Raw genomic sequence first — 14711 nt, forward strand, 5'->3', positions numbered from 1 at the left:
ACGGACCCATGGCTGACAAGAAAGACACCTCCCTCCCCGCCATCCAGGTAAAGGCGCCCAACCTCGCCGAAATGTGGCACAGCACCATCGCCTGGTTTCAGGTCCATTATGTGCAGATATTGATTGCGGTCGGCGCGGCCATCCTCATCTATCTGGGGCTGGCGGCGCTGCGCGAACTGGGCAAGCGCCACCGCGGCGAACGCGGCGACGCACTCGGCTACACTAATGTGCTCAGCCGCGCGGCGGCGCGCACCACCCATTATTTCATGGTGCTGGTCGCGGCCCGGCTGGTGGTGGGCTATGCCGACGCGCCTGCCTCGCTCCACCGCACCGTCGCCTTCCTCTTCACCATCGCCGCCGTATTGCAGGCGGCGCTGTGGGCGCGCGAGATCATCCTGGGCCTGATCGAGCGCAAGACGCTGGCCGAAGATGGCGGGGGCGAAACGCTGGCCAACGCCATGGGCCTCATCCGCCTCCTCGTCAGCTTCGCGCTGTTCGCGATCGCAGCGATCGTGGTGCTCGACAATCTGGGCGTCAACGTCACCGGCCTGGTCGCGGGCCTGGGCATCGGCGGCATCGCCATCGGCCTCGCCGCGCAGGGCATCTTCTCCGACCTGTTCGCCGCGCTCTCCATCATCTTCGACAAGCCTTTCCGCCGGGGCGAGATCATCACCTATGACCTCACCACCGCACGGGTCGAAAAGATCGGCCTCAAAAGCACCCGGCTGCGTGCCATGAGCGGCGAGAAGAAGGTGATTTCCAACGCCAATCTGCTGCAAAAGGAAATCACCAGCCTCCAGACCCTGACCCAGCGCCGCGTCACCTACGCGATCGGCATCATCTACCAGACGCCGGAAGAAAAAGCGGAGGCGATCCCGGCGATGCTGCAAGAGATCGTCGAGGCGGAAGGGCTGATCTTCGTCAACGCCGGCATCATCGCCTTCGGCGCCAGCAGCCTCGACTATCAGCTCAATTTCGACGTGCCCGACCCCGACCATCATGATTATTTCATGATGCGCCACCGCATCGGCCTCGCCATCTGGAAAAAGTTCAACGCCGAAGGGATCGAGTTCGCCTATCCCACCCAGACCAGCTTCACCGCCGCACCCGACGGGCGGGCGATCATGCCCTATGCGGAAGTGCATCCGGTAGGGAGCCAGGGTTGAGCATGCGCGTAAAAAGCCACTGGCAATAGGGCAAGGCACCACGGTCATTACAAAAAAGCTCCCGGACTTGTCCGGGAGCTCAAAGATTTGTTCGACACTGTTATACTTACGGCACATATCAGCTCTGCGTACCTACAACCGCCCCATCGGTGCTGGATGTCGGAGCAGAATTCTTGATCCGCAACTTGCCTGACGTATCAACCCACATGTGGTAAGCACCAAGCCTTAGATGCTGCGTATTCCAGCCGCCGTTGGGAATCCACACACATCCCGCGCCGGTTGGCGAAATCACCATGTCGCCGTTGGTCGCTCCTTCCGCCTTAATTTCGACGTAAGATACCCCCTTGCGAACCAGAAGGCTCGTATCGCCGTTGGCGATATGGCCGAAACGCGCAACGGTATTGCCATTAGCCCTTAGGCGAACCAGGCCTCCCCCCTTGGTCGCAACATCCACGCCGATGTCGGTATCTGTTCCTATCGGTTGAAGCGAAGCCGGGGCACCGGCGATGGCCGCCGACGCCTGCAAATAATTGACAGCCTGCGCCGGCACTTTCTGCATGATCGATTGTTCAGCTGCCGCTGATCCTGTGCTGACAAGAGGACAGCTTCCGCTATTGTCGATCGTCGGCGGAATGGCAAAGCGGACGACCGATCCCGTCACGACATCAGTCGCACCGCTGCCTCCGCTCTGGTTGAGACGTTCATAATAGGCCCGACCGATGTCTACGACGCCATTTGCCTTTTCCACTTTGATTGCCGCGCCGGGAACCGCCTGGACATGATGCCCCGCAATGCTAAACCTTGGGCCGTTACCGGAGTCACTGTTGGCAGGCGCGTAGACGCTGTAGGCTCCCGCAAGCGGAACGCCATGATCGGTCACGCTCTCATGCTGGCTGTTCAGGGCTGCGATATCCCCGGTGAAGCCGTTGCTCTCGATCCAAAGGCCGTACTGACAAAAATCAGCAACTATACTGCCCGCAGTGAATTTGCTCGTTGAACCAGAGCCTGTCTTAAAATGAAAGAGAGATCGGCCACCAAGGCAAAATATGCGATCAACAAATGGAGTATCGACCCTACCGAATATAAAGAAATCCGTCGATTCTTGCTGGTAGCTCATGATCTTATTATGATTGCTCCAGTAAGTCCATGCATGAACACCAACTATATGGGGCACATCCTGGCTATCGTCGATCGTGACGATATTTTTGAAAAATTGTCCGTATAGGCCATTAACACGGAGCCTCCCGGAGCTTACGGAATTCAGGAATTGATTGCATCGGAGAGCGTAAACATTCTCAATGAAGAATTCTCCAAGCATGTTATCGCATTTTATGATATGCGGATAATTAGTCGGTGACCAAGTTCCCGATAAATCTTCATTATGCTCTTGGAAAAAAGCCACGTTACTGAAACCTGAACCGCGCACCGGGTAATCATATACGTCTGGACTTACCTGCAGCCGTTTGAATGTGAACGGTGTAATGTTCGGATCAGTAACCTTGAACCAGGTGCCAGATTTGATGTCAGGACCAACGTTAAATCCCGTACCGACGAAAAGCATTGCACATTTGTCGATAACTACCGGACTATCGATCAGATACACGCCCTGTGGAACCTGCACTATGACGGTAGGATAGTCCCCGGCCGCTATTTCCGCCGCAATTGTATCATGAAGTTCCTGAATATCCGGCCCGGCATCAACCATGCCGTTCGCTGGCGCATCCAAGATGACCGTAAACACAGGCGCGCTCAGAAACGACTTGGTCTCGACGCCAGCCGTCCCGCTGCTCTTCCCGCCGGCGGCATCCATGACCCAGGAAGCCAGTTCGGCAGGCACAGGACAGCTATACAGCAGCTCCGCCTTGCAGTCATTTTTGCGATAGACGGCGCGATGACAGCCGGTAATCACGGAAAAATAAGCGCCGTCAGCCAACACATCGAGGGCAGATGCAACATCTGCAAAAGGCATCGCAATCGCGCGCGCGGTGTTGAGAAAACCCGCCGTCTGAAATTCTGCCACAAGACCATCGACGACACCTGGCAGATAGGGATCGGCTTCGATCAACGTCGTTCCATGTCCATCCTGAAGCACGACCCGATACATTTTGGAAACATCGAGGAAGATAGATGGCCATTCTCCCGTCGATTCCGGCCCGACAGGATTAGGCAAAGTGACATCCTTAGCCGAATCCGCATAAACCGATTGCAGTTCACTCGTGCCCATGCGGTAGAATAGGATACTCAAATTATTGGCATCTACTTCAATACCATCGTTACAAACTGATGATGACGAATAGCTATGCATGACCTGCCTCCTGAAATATGAATCCCGTTCATGAACTGCGACATGCGCGACAGTTCATCCCAAGAGTTTGGAGCCAAAGCGAACTGGCACCGTCACCGGGCGATTCGATCAATTGTTCTTGGTTTGTTCTAGATATGGGTGAAGGAGCGCTGTAGGAAAGAGACTTTTCCACAAGGCAGAATTATTTTTCCTGAGCGAAACGCTCAGCCCATCCCCCACAGCGACCCCGGCTGCAACAGCCCGTCGCGCATCGCCAGCCCGCCGCCCCGGTCCTCCGCCAGCAGCAGCGCGCCATCCAGGTCGATCCAGTCCGCCCCCTGCGCCACCAGCGCGGCGGGCGCGATGCCCAGCGACGTGCCCAGCATACAGCCGACCATGATGCGAAAACCGCGCGCACGCGCTTCCCTTGCCAGCGCCAGCGCCTCGGTCAGCCCGCCCGCCTTGTCGAGCTTGATATTGACCGCGTCGAAATCCTTGAGCCGGTCGAGATTGGCGCGGGTGTGACAGCTTTCGTCGGCGCACAGCGGCAACGGCGCGCGCACCGCGGCCAGCCGCGCTTCGTCGCCATGGCGTACCGGCTGCTCGACCATCTCCACGCCCAGCGCCGCCAGCGCCGCCGCCTCCGCCGCGATGTCCATGTCATGCCAGCTTTCATTGGCATCGACGATCAGCCGGGCGTGCGGCGCCCCCGCGCGCACGGCGGCGATCCGTGCCCTGTCGCCCTCGCCGGTCAGCTTGCACTTGAGCAAAGCGAAGCCCCGTCCGGCCGCTGCCCGCGCATCCGCCTCCATCGTCGCCGGATCGCCCAGGCTGATGGTGAAGGCGGTGGGCAGCGCCTCCGGTTCGGCCAGCCCCGCCAGTTGCCAGACCGGCATACCCGCCCGCTTTGCCTCCAGGTCCCAGAGCGCGCAGTCGAGCGCATTGCGCGCCGCGCCGCGCGGCATGCGGGTCAGCAGCGCCTGCCGCTCCAGCGGCCCGGCATAGGCATGGAGCGCCGCGACGCAGCTCTCCGCGCTTTCGCCTTCATAATAGATGGCCGTGCCTTCCCCCCGCCCGACATATGTGCCATCGCTTACGGTACAAACGATCACGTCGACATGGGTTTTGGCGCCGCGACTGATGATGAAAGCGCCCGCGACCGGCCAACGTTCGACCGTCGCGGAAATTATACGGATCATCGGGCTTTCCTGCGTCATCATTTGACCATATCGATCGGCGTCATATGCGTGAAACAGGATCGTTGGCATAGCCCGCCTTTGCAACAGGAGCATCTTTCCCCGTGACATCTCGCGAATTGACCGGCTTCCTTCCCCTGGATGAGGCGCAGCCCGTCGATAGCGATCTGCGCCGCCGGTTGTCCGACACGGCCTGGCGCCTGACCTTCGGGGCGATCGGCTGGCCCTGGCTGCTCGCCAGCCTGTCGGGCGGGCGACCGGCGGACAAGCGGGCCTTGCTCGATGAACTGGGCCTCGCCCATGATGCCCTGCCCCATCTGGGCAGTTGGAAGGCCGATGTCGGCTTCCTGCGCCATATCGTTCGGGAAATCGCCCGGTTGCGCCCGGCCCATGTGGTGGAACTGGGCGCGGGCGCATCCTCCCTCATCGCGGCCCGCGCGCTGCAATTGCATGGTGGCGGGCGGCTGCACAGTTTCGACCAGCATGGCGGCTTTGTCGACGCGACCCGGCAATGGCTGGCCGACCATGCGCTGGATGTCGACATTCGCCATGCGCCGCTGACCCATGAAAGCGCGGACTGGCCCGGCCGCTGGTATGCGATCGACCGGCTGCCCGACCAGATCGACCTCATCATCATCGACGGGCCGCCCTGGAGCGTGCATCCGCTGGTGCGTGGCGCGGCCGACAGCCTGTTTGCCCGCCTCTCGCCCGATGGCGTCGTGCTGCTGGATGATGCCGCCCGCCCCGGCGAGCGCATGGTCGCGCGGCGCTGGCGGCAGCGCTGGCCGCATATCGACTTCCGCCTGATGAAGGACGGGACCAAGGGCACGTTGGTCGGTCGTCGCCGCGACACCAGCCAGCCGGTCGCCAACGACAATGAGGATGGCCGCACCTGGCGCCATCTGGGCCGCGTCGCCGCCATCGCCGCCCTGGTCGCCACCGGCTGGATCGCGCGCGGTACGCTGGGCGAATTTCCGCAGGCCGCGCAGGCCAGCAGCTTCCTGGATGAAGCCGCCGCATCGCGCCGCGCCGGGCTGCTGCGCCAGACGATGGCCTCTCAGGTGGAAAGCGCCCGCTTCGATGCGCAAGAAATCGAGCGTTCGACCGGAATCATCCTGCCGCCGCTGCCCGCCGGATGGCGCGTGACCGACGCGCAGCTTTTCCCCACAGCCGACAGCCCGGCCATCGCCATGAGTGTGACCACGCCCCAGGGAGAGGCGCTGTCCCTCTTCGCCGATCGCGCCGAAACCCCGGCCGAAGCGACGCCGCTGATGGCGCGCCGGGCGGGGGAAACGATCGCTTACTGGGAACAGGGCACGATGGCCTATGCCCTGACCGGCCAGGGTGAGGCACGGCGCATCATGCAACTGGCGGGCACGATCGCGCCGGGGGACTGATTGCCCCATGGCGGCGCAAGTCCCATTGAGGCGGGCCGGGTGGCCTGCTAAGCGCCGCCCATGGAGGATGCCCCGCAACCCGCCCCCCGTGCCCGCACGCGCCCCGCACTTGGCAGCCTTGCGATGCTGTGGCGGTTTGCGCGCCATTATCCCGGCCGGATTTCGGCCGCGCTGGCGGCTCTGATCGTCTCTTCGGCGGCGACGCTCGGCATCCCCAGTGGCTTTCGCCTTGTCATTGACAAGGGCTTCATGGGCGGTGGCGATATCAGCCGCTGGTTCGAATATCTGCTGCTGATCGTGCTGGTGCTCGCCGCCGCCAGCGCGCTGCGCTTCTATTTCGTGTCCTGGCTGGGCGAGCGCGTCGTCGCCGACATTCGCAGCGCCACCCAGGCCAATCTGCTGCGGCAGGCGCCCCGCTTCTTCGAGGAAAACCGGCCGTCGGAAATCGCGTCACGCATGACCGCCGACACCACGATCGTCGAGCAGGTGGTGGGATCGACCGTCTCGGTCGCGTTGCGCAACCTCGTCACCGGCATTGGCGGCCTCGCCTATCTCTTCGTCCTCGCGCCCAAGCTCGCCGCCTTGCTGCTGCTCGGCATTCCGCTCATCCTGCTGGTGCTCATCAGCCTGGGCCGCCGCGTCCGCGGCCTGTCGCGCGCCAGTCAGGACCGGCTGGCCGATGTGGGCAGCATCACCAGCGAAGTCCTGGGCGCGATGAAGATCGTCCAGGCATTCGGGCAGCAGGCGCGCGAAGCCGCCCGGTTCGACGCGACCGTCGATGCGGGCTTCGCCACCGCGCGCAAGCGCATCCGCCTGCGCGCGATCATGACCGCAGTGGTCATCGCCCTGGTTTTCGGATCGATCACGGCCGTCATGTGGCAGGGTGCGCTTGATGTTGCCGCCGGCCGCCTGTCGGGCGGCAGCATCGCCGCCTTCGTGCTGACCGGCGGCCTGGTCGCGGGCGCGTTCGGTTCGCTGTCGGAAAGCTGGGGCGACCTGCTGCGCGGCGCGGGGGCCGCAAGCCGGCTGGACGAATTGATGACCGCCGTGCCGGACATTCTGCCGCCCGCCCGCCCGGTCGCTCTGCCCGCCTGCGCGCATGGCGCCCGGCTCACCTTCGACGATGTGCATTTCCATTACCCGACCCGCCCCGATCAGGCCGCGCTCCATGGTGTCTCCTTCGATGTCGCACCGGGTGAGACGGTGGCGGTGGTCGGCCCGTCGGGCGCGGGCAAATCGACCCTGATCCAGTTGGCGCTACGCTTTTACGATCCCGATTCGGGCCGCATCCGCCTGAACGGCGTGCCGTTGACCGATGCCGATCCCGCCGATCTGCGCACGATGATGGCCATGGTGCCGCAGGACAGCGTGATCTTCGCCGCCTCGGCACGCGACAATCTGCGCTATGGCCGCTGGGATGCCAGCGATGACCAGATATGGGAAGCCGCCCGCGCTGCCAATGCCGAAGGCTTCCTGCGCGCCCTGCCGGACGGGCTGGACAGCTACATGGGCGAAGGCGGCGCACGCCTGTCGGGCGGCCAGCGCCAGCGCCTGTCGATTGCCCGCGCCCTCCTGCGCGATGCACCGATCCTGCTGCTGGACGAAGCCACTTCCGCGCTGGATGCCGAATCGGAACGGCTGGTGCAGGATGCGCTCGAACGCCTGATGCAGGGGCGCACCACGATCGTCATCGCCCATCGGCTGGCGACCGTCCGTGCGGCCGACCGGATCATCGTGATGGACGAAGGACGGATCGTGGAACAGGGCGATCATGCCGCGCTGGTTGCCCAGGGCGGCCTTTACGCCCGCCTCGCCAGCCTGCAATTCCAGGATCATGTGGACGGCTGACAATCCCCCGACGGTGGATCAGCGGGTCGCAGCAGCCAGGCTCGTCCGAACGACATGATCCAGGATGGCGGGATGGAGCGGCCGTTCGAACGCACAGCCCGCTTCATGCGCACGAGTCCAGTTCACCCGCGCGCGCCGGCCCTCAAACCCTGGCAGCATGATCCAGATATCGCTGCCGACCGACAATTTCATGAAACTCTGCAGACGGAAACCTGTAACCGACACGTCCGTGATCCCGCTGCTGAACCAGGTTTCCCCCGGTCGCCGGACCTTTACCGGAATCTGCACATGGCGCCGCTCGGCCGCCCTTGCCTTCCGATCATATTCTGTCTGTCGTTCTGCACCCATGGCCCGAATATCGCGTCGCTTGTCCGCGCATCATCGACCATGGCGGTAAGCAAAATGTTAAGACGGGGCAATAACCCCGGCATCGCACCCAGCGCCCCATGAAAAAGGCGCACACAAAAAAGGGCCGCCCGAAGGCAGCCCTTGTCTGTCGGCATTCTGATGGCTGATCCGTCGCATCGCCCGGAAAACCGGGAAGTCTTGCCCCGGACGGATGCGACGGCTTTCAGCGGTCAGAAATTGCCATATTGCTCATTGCCGACAAAGCCCAGCTTCGTCACGCCTGCACGCTTGATCTCCGCCAGCACTTCGTCGACGACGACATAGCGGGTCTGCGCGTTCGGCTGGAACTGAAGTTCCGGCTCGACCGGCAAGCGCAGCGATTGCTGCAGATACTGGCGCAGGGTCAGCAGGTCGATCGACGATCCGTTCCAGGTGATGACACCACCGGCGTCGATGGCGACCTTGTTCTTCACCGGGTCGATCACGCTGTCGGTAGGCGGCGCGTTCTGCGGCAGGTCGATCTTCACCGCGTGGGTCTGGATCGGAATGGTGATGATGAACATGATGAGGAGAACGAGCATGACGTCGATCAACGGCGTCGTGTTCATTTCCATCATCGGCTCACCTTCATCGGAGCCCATGCTCATGGCCATAGCGAAATCTCCTTAATCAGCCGGTCAGAGGCGGGTCGTCGTCGTGCCGGGTTCCGGCTCGGAGATGAAGCCCACCTTCGGGAAACCGGCGCGCTGCATCGTATAGATGGTGCCGCCGATGCAACGATAGGGTGCGTTGATGTCGCCACGGATATGCACTTCGGGCAGATCCTCAGGCTTCATATTCTCGACGCCGCCAGCCTTCTTGATATCCGCTTCCAGCTTGGCAACCGCCCGGTCGAGCAGTTCGCTCGAACTGACCGGAGCCATGCCCCAGAAAACCGCACAACTGCCGTCGGACGCCGTCGTAACCGAAAGAGACACATTTTCCGGCTTCGTCGTGGTCGGCTCGAACGCAACCTTGGGCAGTTGCAACTCGACCGTCTGAACCACGACAGGGACCGCGATGAGAAAGATGATGAGCAACACCAGCATGACGTCGACGAGCGGCGTCGTGTTGATGTCGGACAAGGGCTTGTCGTCACCGCCGCCGGGGCCAACACTCATTGCCATTGATACTATCCTAACCTTGGTGTCGATGGCGCCTCGTCTCGCGAGGCCCACGTCCGGCGGGGAACCGGGCGGTCGCAGCCGCCACCCGGTTCCCGTACCGGAGTCTTTAAGCCGATCAGGCCTTGGTCGGCGCAGCAGCCGGCTTGGCTGCCACAGCCGGCGCGGCGGAAACGGAAGGCTTCACGGCGCCGTCCGAAACCAGATAGGCCAGCAGGTCGACGGTGAAACCGTTCAACTGTTCGGCGATCGACTTGTTGCGACGCTGCAGGAAGTTGTAGGCAAGCACCGCGGGAACGGCGACGGCCAGACCCAGGGCGGTCATGATCAGCGCTTCACCGACCGGGCCGGCAACGGCGTCGATCGAGGCCTGACCGGCAGCGCCGATCTTGATCAGCGCGCGATAGATGCCGATAACCGTACCGAACAGACCGATGAACGGCGAGGTCGAACCGACGGTCGCGAGGAAGGCGAGGCCGCCACCCAGCGACGAATTGATCGCGGCTTCCGAACGGGCCAGCGAACCGTGCAGCCAGTCATGGGCTTCGACCGGGTCCTTCAGCTTGCTATGCTCTTCCTGGGCCTTGATGCCGTCGTCGACGATCTGCTTGTAGGCCGAATTCTTTTCCAGCTTGGCCGACGCTTCCTTGAGCGAACCGGCGCGCCAGAAGGTGGCACGCACCTTCTTGCCCTGGTTGATCACCTTCTGCTGTTCGATCAGCTTGGTGAACAGGATATAGAAAGTGCCGACCGACATGGCGCACAGGATGAGGAACACGGTCCAGGCGATGGTGCCGCCCTGTTCAAGGGCTTCCATCAGGCCATAGGGGTTTTCCGGCTTCGGAGCCGCGGCTGCGAGATACATCAACATGTTCAAGACTTCCCTCTCAATGAGATCAAGCGTGGGACGGGCGGCGCCGGGCGCGCACCCTCCCTGTTTCGATTATTCCGGCAGGCGCCAGGTGATGCGGCCATTATAGGTGTCCGGCATTTCCGCACCATCAGACCCCTTGGCCGGCTTGAAGCGCGCACGCTTCGGCAACAGGCGGCAGGTCGCTTCATCGAGGTCGGCATGGCCGGTCGATGAGGTGATGGTGCAGTTGGTCACCCGGCCATCCGCGCCGATTTCCAGACGGAAACCAGCGGTGCCCGAACGTTCTTCACGCTGTGCACGGCTCGGATAATCCGCATCGCTCAACCAACTGCCCGGTGCGCTGCGCGGCGAAGCGCGCGTTGCAGCCTGCGGCGGCGGCGGTGGAGCCGGTGGCGGCGGTGGTGGCGCGGCAACCGGAACCGGGTTGAACATCGGGGGCGGCGTCCTCACGGTCTGGATCGGCGGCGCGGGCGCCGGCGTCTGGACGATCGGCGGGGGCGCGACGACCGGCGGCGGCTCGACCGGCTGGTCTGGCGGCGGCGGCGGCGGCTCCTCGTCCGGTGGCGGGGGCTCCTCCTTCACGTCGATCACGTTCAGCTGTTCCGCCGCCTTTTTGACATATTTCATGCCAAGACCAGTGACGAAGGCATAGCCGAGAACAGCGTGAATCAGGGCGACGATGACGATCGATATCGTGCGACTCGATCCTTGCGAGTGGTCAGCATAGGCCATTCGGCAACGACACTCCTTAACTCATCTTACCAGTGGTTTATACAAATCAGCCAAAAACGACCCTAGCTGGCCGGGCTACCCCGACCACCTTTGGCCCCTAACCGCATATTTGCTACCGCGGAAACTCCTATCGCGGCGCATCGTGGCACGCAAACGCTTTATCGATATGTTCATTTGCGGTTACCATTTCATATCGGAATGACTTGCCTGTGACATCCTTGCCACGAGCTAAAACCATAGGACGAAGCTGCTCATGAAATCCCCCATCCGCCTCTTGAAACTCGGCATGGCGTGCCTCATTTCTGCCGCATCGCCCGCAGTTTTCCCTGCCTTTGCGCAGAGCGAACGGATGGTAGCGCAACCATCGCGCACCCTGTCCTACGCCGACATCGTGGACCTGGCGGACCGTGCGCCGCTGGTAGCCAATGTGCGTATCCGCAACATCATCGTCCTGACGCCCGACCAGGCCGGAACCGTCCCGGCCAGGCATAAGCGCCTTTTTGTCGAAGCGGACGTGACCGGCCTGATTCGCGGCGAATCGGGAATCAGCCCCCTTGTCACCTATTTATATGATGCGCCGACCGACGCGCGGGGCAAATTGCCCAGATATAAGAAGGCGCAGGTCATCCTGTTCGCGCGGCCCGGCACCCGTCCCGGCGAACTTCAGTTGGTGGCGCCCGACGCACAGATCGCGGCAACGCCTGAAGAGAGCAGCCGGGTGAAGGCGATCCTGTCGGCGCTGGTCGCGCCCGACGCGCCGCCACGCATATTGGGCCTGGGCGACGCCTTCCATGTCGCAGGCACGATCGAGGGCGAGGGCGAGACGCAGATTTTCCTGCGGACCGAAAATGGCGATCCGGTGTCGCTGTCGGTCCTGCGCCGCCCCGGCCAGGCCCCGCGCTGGGCGGTCGCGCTGGGCGAGATCGTGGATGAAGCCGCCCGCCCGCCCGAACCGGGCAGCCTGCTCTGGTATCGACTGGCATGCAGCCTGCCCGCCGCCCTGCCCGCCCGCGCTGTCCGCACCCTGCCGGTGGCCGATGCGGAGGCAGCGCGTGCCGATTATGGCGTGGTGATCCAGGCGCTCGGTCCCTGTGGCCGGACGCGCGGGCCGGCCTGATTCACGCCAAAGCGGCGGCACGCCCCCGCTTTTGCTTGGACAGGCGCGCGCGGCCCGCTATCAGCGCGGCGTTTATCTGTCTGCCGCAAGGGAAAGCAAGCCGCCATGACCAATCTGCACCGCCATGCCCCGCTGCGTGTCGCGCTTGTCGGCCTCGGCACGGTGGGCGGAGGGGTGATTCGCCTTCTCAACACCAATGGCGACCTGATCGCCCGTCGCGCCGGCTGCCCGATCCAGATCGTCGCCATCTCCGCGCGCGACCGCAGCAAGGATCGCGGCGTCGACCTGTCGCCCTATGAATGGGTGGACGACATGACGACGCTGGCGACGCGCGACGATGTCGATGTGGTGGTGGAACTGATAGGCGGCGCGGACGGCCCGGCGCTGACCCTGGCGCGCCAGTGCCTGACGCTGGGCAAGCCGTTCGTCACCGCCAACAAGGCGATGCTGGCGCATCATGGCCTGGACCTCGCCCGCCTGGCCGAACAGGGCGGCACCGCGCTCAAATATGAAGCGGCGGTCGCGGGCGGCATCCCGGTCATCAAGGGGATGCGCGAAGGCGCCGCAGCCAATGAGATCGCCCGTGTCTATGGCATCCTCAACGGCACCTGCAATTATATCCTGACCACCATGGAGAAGGAAGGCCGCGCCTTTGACGAGGTGCTCAAGGAAGCGCAGGAGCTGGGCTATGCCGAAGCCGACCCCAGCTTCGACATTGACGGCGTCGATGCCGCGCACAAGCTGACCATCCTCGCCAGCCTGGCGTTCGGCACGGAGCTGGATTTCGGCGCGGTCGCGACCACCGGCATCCGCCACGTCATCGCCGCCGACATCGCCGAAGCCGCCGCATTGGGCTTTCGCATTCGCTTGGTCGGCATGGCGCAAAATGGTCCAGAAGGTCTGTTCCAGCGGGTCCACCCGATGCTGGTGCCGCTCGACCATCCGCTCGCCCATGTCGATGGTTCCCTCAACGCCGTGGTGGCGGAGGGGAATTTCGTCGGTCGCCTGTTCTTCCAGGGGCGTGGCGCGGGCGACGGCCCGACCGCTTCGGCCGTGGTCGCCGACCTGATCGACGTGGCGCGCGATGAATATGGCGACGCTTTCGCCATGCCGGTCGCGGCCCTGTCGCCGCAAAATGTGGCGGATGCCGGCGCGCGCATCGGCCGCACCTATCTGCGCTTCAAGGTGCAGGACCGCCCCGGCGTGCTGGCCGAAATCGCCGCCGCCACCCGCGACGCTGGCGTGTCGATCGAAAGCATGATCCAGCGCGGCGCGAATCAGGCCGACGGGGTTCTGGTCGCGATCGTCACCCATGCGGGCGAAGAACGCTGCGTCCATGACGCCCTGGAACGGCTGGCCGGTTCCGACAGCCTGCTCGACACACCGATGGTGATGCACATTCTCGACTGATGTGGGATCGCTGCTGCCCGTCCCCATACCAGGGGCCAGGCGGCAATGCGCGGGACAACCCCGTCGCTTCGGGACCAGGGCTCCGACGGCCAATCTGTCGTCCTCGCTCGACAAGGCAGGAACGACCTCCTATCGCGTCGGATCATAAGAATAGGCAGAGGAAGTCATGGTGCAGGCAAGCTCGACTCTCGATCGCGTCCTGGTCCTGGAAATGGTCCGCGTCACGGAAGCGGCGGCCATCGCCGCGTCCAGACTGATCGGCCGGGGTGACGAGAAAGCGGCGGACGCCGCCGCGGTGGAGGCGATGCGCCTTGCCTTCAACGATCTCTACATGGACGGCACCGTCGTCATCGGCGAAGGGGAGCGCGACGAGGCGCCGATGCTCTATATCGGCGAAAAGGTCGGCAACGCCATCGGCACCGGGCCGAAGATCGACATCGCGCTCGATCCGCTGGAGGGCACCACCATCACCGCCAAGGCCGGACCGAACGCGCTCGCCGTGCTCGCCATTTCGGAGGAAGGCGGGCTGCTGAACGCGCCCGATGTCTATATGGAAAAGCTGGCGATTGGGCCGGGCTATCCCGAAGGCACGATCGACCTCAATCGGTCGGTGCGGGAAAATGTCGAGGCGGTGGCCAGTGCCAAGGGGGTCGATCCGCACGATCTGATCGTCTGCGTGCTCGACCGGCCGCGTCATGAGAGGCTGATCGGCGAATTGCGGGCGATCGGCTGCGGCATCATGCTGATCCCCGATGGCGACGTGGCGGGGGTGATCGCGACCAGCGACCCTGAAACGACGATCGATATCTATATGGGATCAGGCGGAGCGCCGGAGGGCGTGCTCGCCTGCGCCGCCCTGCGCTGCGTGGGTGGCCAGTTCAAGGGCAAGCTGCTGTTCCGCAATGAGGATGAAAAAGCACGGGCCCGCAAATGGGGCATCACCGACCTCGACAAGATCTACGACCTCAAGGAACTGGCGAAGGGCGACTGCATCTTCGCCGCGACCGGCGTGACCGACGGGTCGCTGCTGAACGGGGTCAAGCGGCTGCCTGGCGGCAAGCTGACCACCGAAAGCGTGGTGATGCGTGCCAGCACCGGCACCGTGCGCTGGGTGAAGGGGGAACATCGCCTCAATCATAAGGGCTTGTGACGCTGACGGGCCAGACCGACAGGCCC

Annotated in this window: 13 protein-coding genes; 6 read left to right on the forward strand and 7 right to left on the reverse strand. The window is 63.4% G+C overall.

Annotated features, from left to right (window positions below; translation table 11 throughout):
• The first annotated feature begins 8 nt into the window (after positions 1-8).
• Complete coding sequence (locus tag Q4610_RS04080) at positions 9-1166, forward strand: mechanosensitive ion channel family protein (RefSeq protein ID WP_304534717.1); 1158 nt, start codon at positions 9-11, stop codon at positions 1164-1166.
• A gap of 118 nt (positions 1167-1284) precedes the next feature.
• Here Q4610_RS04080 and Q4610_RS04085 read toward each other — a convergent pair whose 3' ends face one another.
• Complete coding sequence (locus Q4610_RS04085; RefSeq protein WP_304534718.1) at positions 1285-3471, reverse strand: hypothetical protein; 2187 nt, start codon at positions 3469-3471, stop codon at positions 1285-1287.
• Between the two features lie 203 nt (positions 3472-3674).
• The gene (dgcA, locus tag Q4610_RS04090) at positions 3675-4649 is read right to left on the reverse strand and encodes an N-acetyl-D-Glu racemase DgcA (RefSeq protein ID WP_304534719.1); all 975 of its coding nucleotides are present in this window, start codon (positions 4647-4649) and stop codon (positions 3675-3677) included.
• Positions 4650-4750: 101 nt separating this feature from the next.
• On the opposite strand from dgcA, the gene Q4610_RS04095 reads away from it, so the two are divergent.
• Positions 4751-6043, forward strand: a complete 1293-nt coding sequence (locus Q4610_RS04095; protein ID WP_304534720.1) for a class I SAM-dependent methyltransferase — start codon at positions 4751-4753, stop codon at positions 6041-6043.
• Positions 6044-6103: 60 nt separating this feature from the next.
• On the forward strand, positions 6104-7891 hold the full coding sequence (locus Q4610_RS04100) for an ABC transporter transmembrane domain-containing protein (RefSeq protein WP_304534721.1): 1788 nt from the start codon (positions 6104-6106) through the stop codon (positions 7889-7891).
• A gap of 18 nt (positions 7892-7909) precedes the next feature.
• Here Q4610_RS04100 and Q4610_RS04105 read toward each other — a convergent pair whose 3' ends face one another.
• From Q4610_RS04105 to Q4610_RS04125, 5 genes are all read right to left on the reverse strand, one after another.
• On the reverse strand, positions 7910-8239 hold the full coding sequence (locus Q4610_RS04105) for a PilZ domain-containing protein (protein ID WP_304534722.1): 330 nt from the start codon (positions 8237-8239) through the stop codon (positions 7910-7912).
• A 230-nt stretch (positions 8240-8469) separates the two neighbouring features.
• The gene (locus Q4610_RS04110) at positions 8470-8892 is read right to left on the reverse strand and encodes an ExbD/TolR family protein (protein ID WP_304534723.1); all 423 of its coding nucleotides are present in this window, start codon (positions 8890-8892) and stop codon (positions 8470-8472) included.
• 24 nt (positions 8893-8916) lie between these two features.
• Entirely contained in the window at positions 8917-9405 is a 489-nt protein-coding gene (locus tag Q4610_RS04115; protein WP_304534724.1) for an ExbD/TolR family protein, read from the reverse strand.
• Between the two features lie 115 nt (positions 9406-9520).
• A complete protein-coding gene (locus Q4610_RS04120) occupies positions 9521-10273 on the reverse strand; it encodes a MotA/TolQ/ExbB proton channel family protein (protein ID WP_304534725.1) in 753 nt (250 codons plus the stop codon).
• A 72-nt stretch (positions 10274-10345) separates the two neighbouring features.
• On the reverse strand, positions 10346-11008 hold the full coding sequence (locus Q4610_RS04125; RefSeq protein WP_304534726.1) for an energy transducer TonB: 663 nt from the start codon (positions 11006-11008) through the stop codon (positions 10346-10348).
• 253 nt (positions 11009-11261) lie between these two features.
• Between Q4610_RS04125 and Q4610_RS04130 the strand changes: the two genes are divergently transcribed.
• From Q4610_RS04130 to glpX, 3 genes are all read left to right on the forward strand, one after another.
• The gene (locus Q4610_RS04130) at positions 11262-12125 is read left to right on the forward strand and encodes a hypothetical protein (RefSeq protein WP_304534727.1); all 864 of its coding nucleotides are present in this window, start codon (positions 11262-11264) and stop codon (positions 12123-12125) included.
• Positions 12126-12230: 105 nt separating this feature from the next.
• The gene (locus Q4610_RS04135; protein WP_304534728.1) at positions 12231-13535 is read left to right on the forward strand and encodes a homoserine dehydrogenase; all 1305 of its coding nucleotides are present in this window, start codon (positions 12231-12233) and stop codon (positions 13533-13535) included.
• 166 nt (positions 13536-13701) lie between these two features.
• Complete coding sequence (glpX, locus tag Q4610_RS04140) at positions 13702-14685, forward strand: class II fructose-bisphosphatase (protein ID WP_304534729.1); 984 nt, start codon at positions 13702-13704, stop codon at positions 14683-14685.
• Positions 14686-14711 lie beyond the last annotated feature (26 nt).

Origin of the sequence: Sphingobium cyanobacteriorum (assembly GCF_030580935.1) — a bacterium.
Lineage (GTDB): Bacteria > Pseudomonadota > Alphaproteobacteria > Sphingomonadales > Sphingomonadaceae > Sphingobium > Sphingobium cyanobacteriorum.

What these genes read in the sequence shown, in the direction of transcription:
- Q4610_RS04080 (WP_304534717.1), top strand. Translation starts at nt 9, where the DNA reads ATGGCTGACAAGAAAGACACCTCCCTCCCCGCCATCCAGGTAAAGGCG.
- Q4610_RS04135 (WP_304534728.1), top strand. Translation starts at nt 12,231, where the DNA reads ATGACCAATCTGCACCGCCATGCCCCGCTGCGTGTCGCGCTTGTCGGC.
- Q4610_RS04110 (WP_304534723.1), bottom strand. Translation starts at nt 8,892, where the DNA reads ATGGCCATGAGCATGGGCTCCGATGAAGGTGAGCCGATGATGGAAATG.
- Q4610_RS04115 (WP_304534724.1), bottom strand. Translation starts at nt 9,405, where the DNA reads ATGGCAATGAGTGTTGGCCCCGGCGGCGGTGACGACAAGCCCTTGTCC.
- dgcA (WP_304534719.1), bottom strand. Translation starts at nt 4,649, where the DNA reads ATGATCCGTATAATTTCCGCGACGGTCGAACGTTGGCCGGTCGCGGGC.
- Q4610_RS04100 (WP_304534721.1), top strand. Translation starts at nt 6,104, where the DNA reads ATGGAGGATGCCCCGCAACCCGCCCCCCGTGCCCGCACGCGCCCCGCA.
- Q4610_RS04085 (WP_304534718.1), bottom strand. Translation starts at nt 3,471, where the DNA reads ATGCATAGCTATTCGTCATCATCAGTTTGTAACGATGGTATTGAAGTA.
- Q4610_RS04130 (WP_304534727.1), top strand. Translation starts at nt 11,262, where the DNA reads ATGAAATCCCCCATCCGCCTCTTGAAACTCGGCATGGCGTGCCTCATT.
- Q4610_RS04105 (WP_304534722.1), bottom strand. Translation starts at nt 8,239, where the DNA reads ATGGGTGCAGAACGACAGACAGAATATGATCGGAAGGCAAGGGCGGCC.
- Q4610_RS04125 (WP_304534726.1), bottom strand. Translation starts at nt 11,008, where the DNA reads ATGGCCTATGCTGACCACTCGCAAGGATCGAGTCGCACGATATCGATC.
- Q4610_RS04120 (WP_304534725.1), bottom strand. Translation starts at nt 10,273, where the DNA reads ATGTTGATGTATCTCGCAGCCGCGGCTCCGAAGCCGGAAAACCCCTAT.
- glpX (WP_304534729.1), top strand. Translation starts at nt 13,702, where the DNA reads ATGGTGCAGGCAAGCTCGACTCTCGATCGCGTCCTGGTCCTGGAAATG.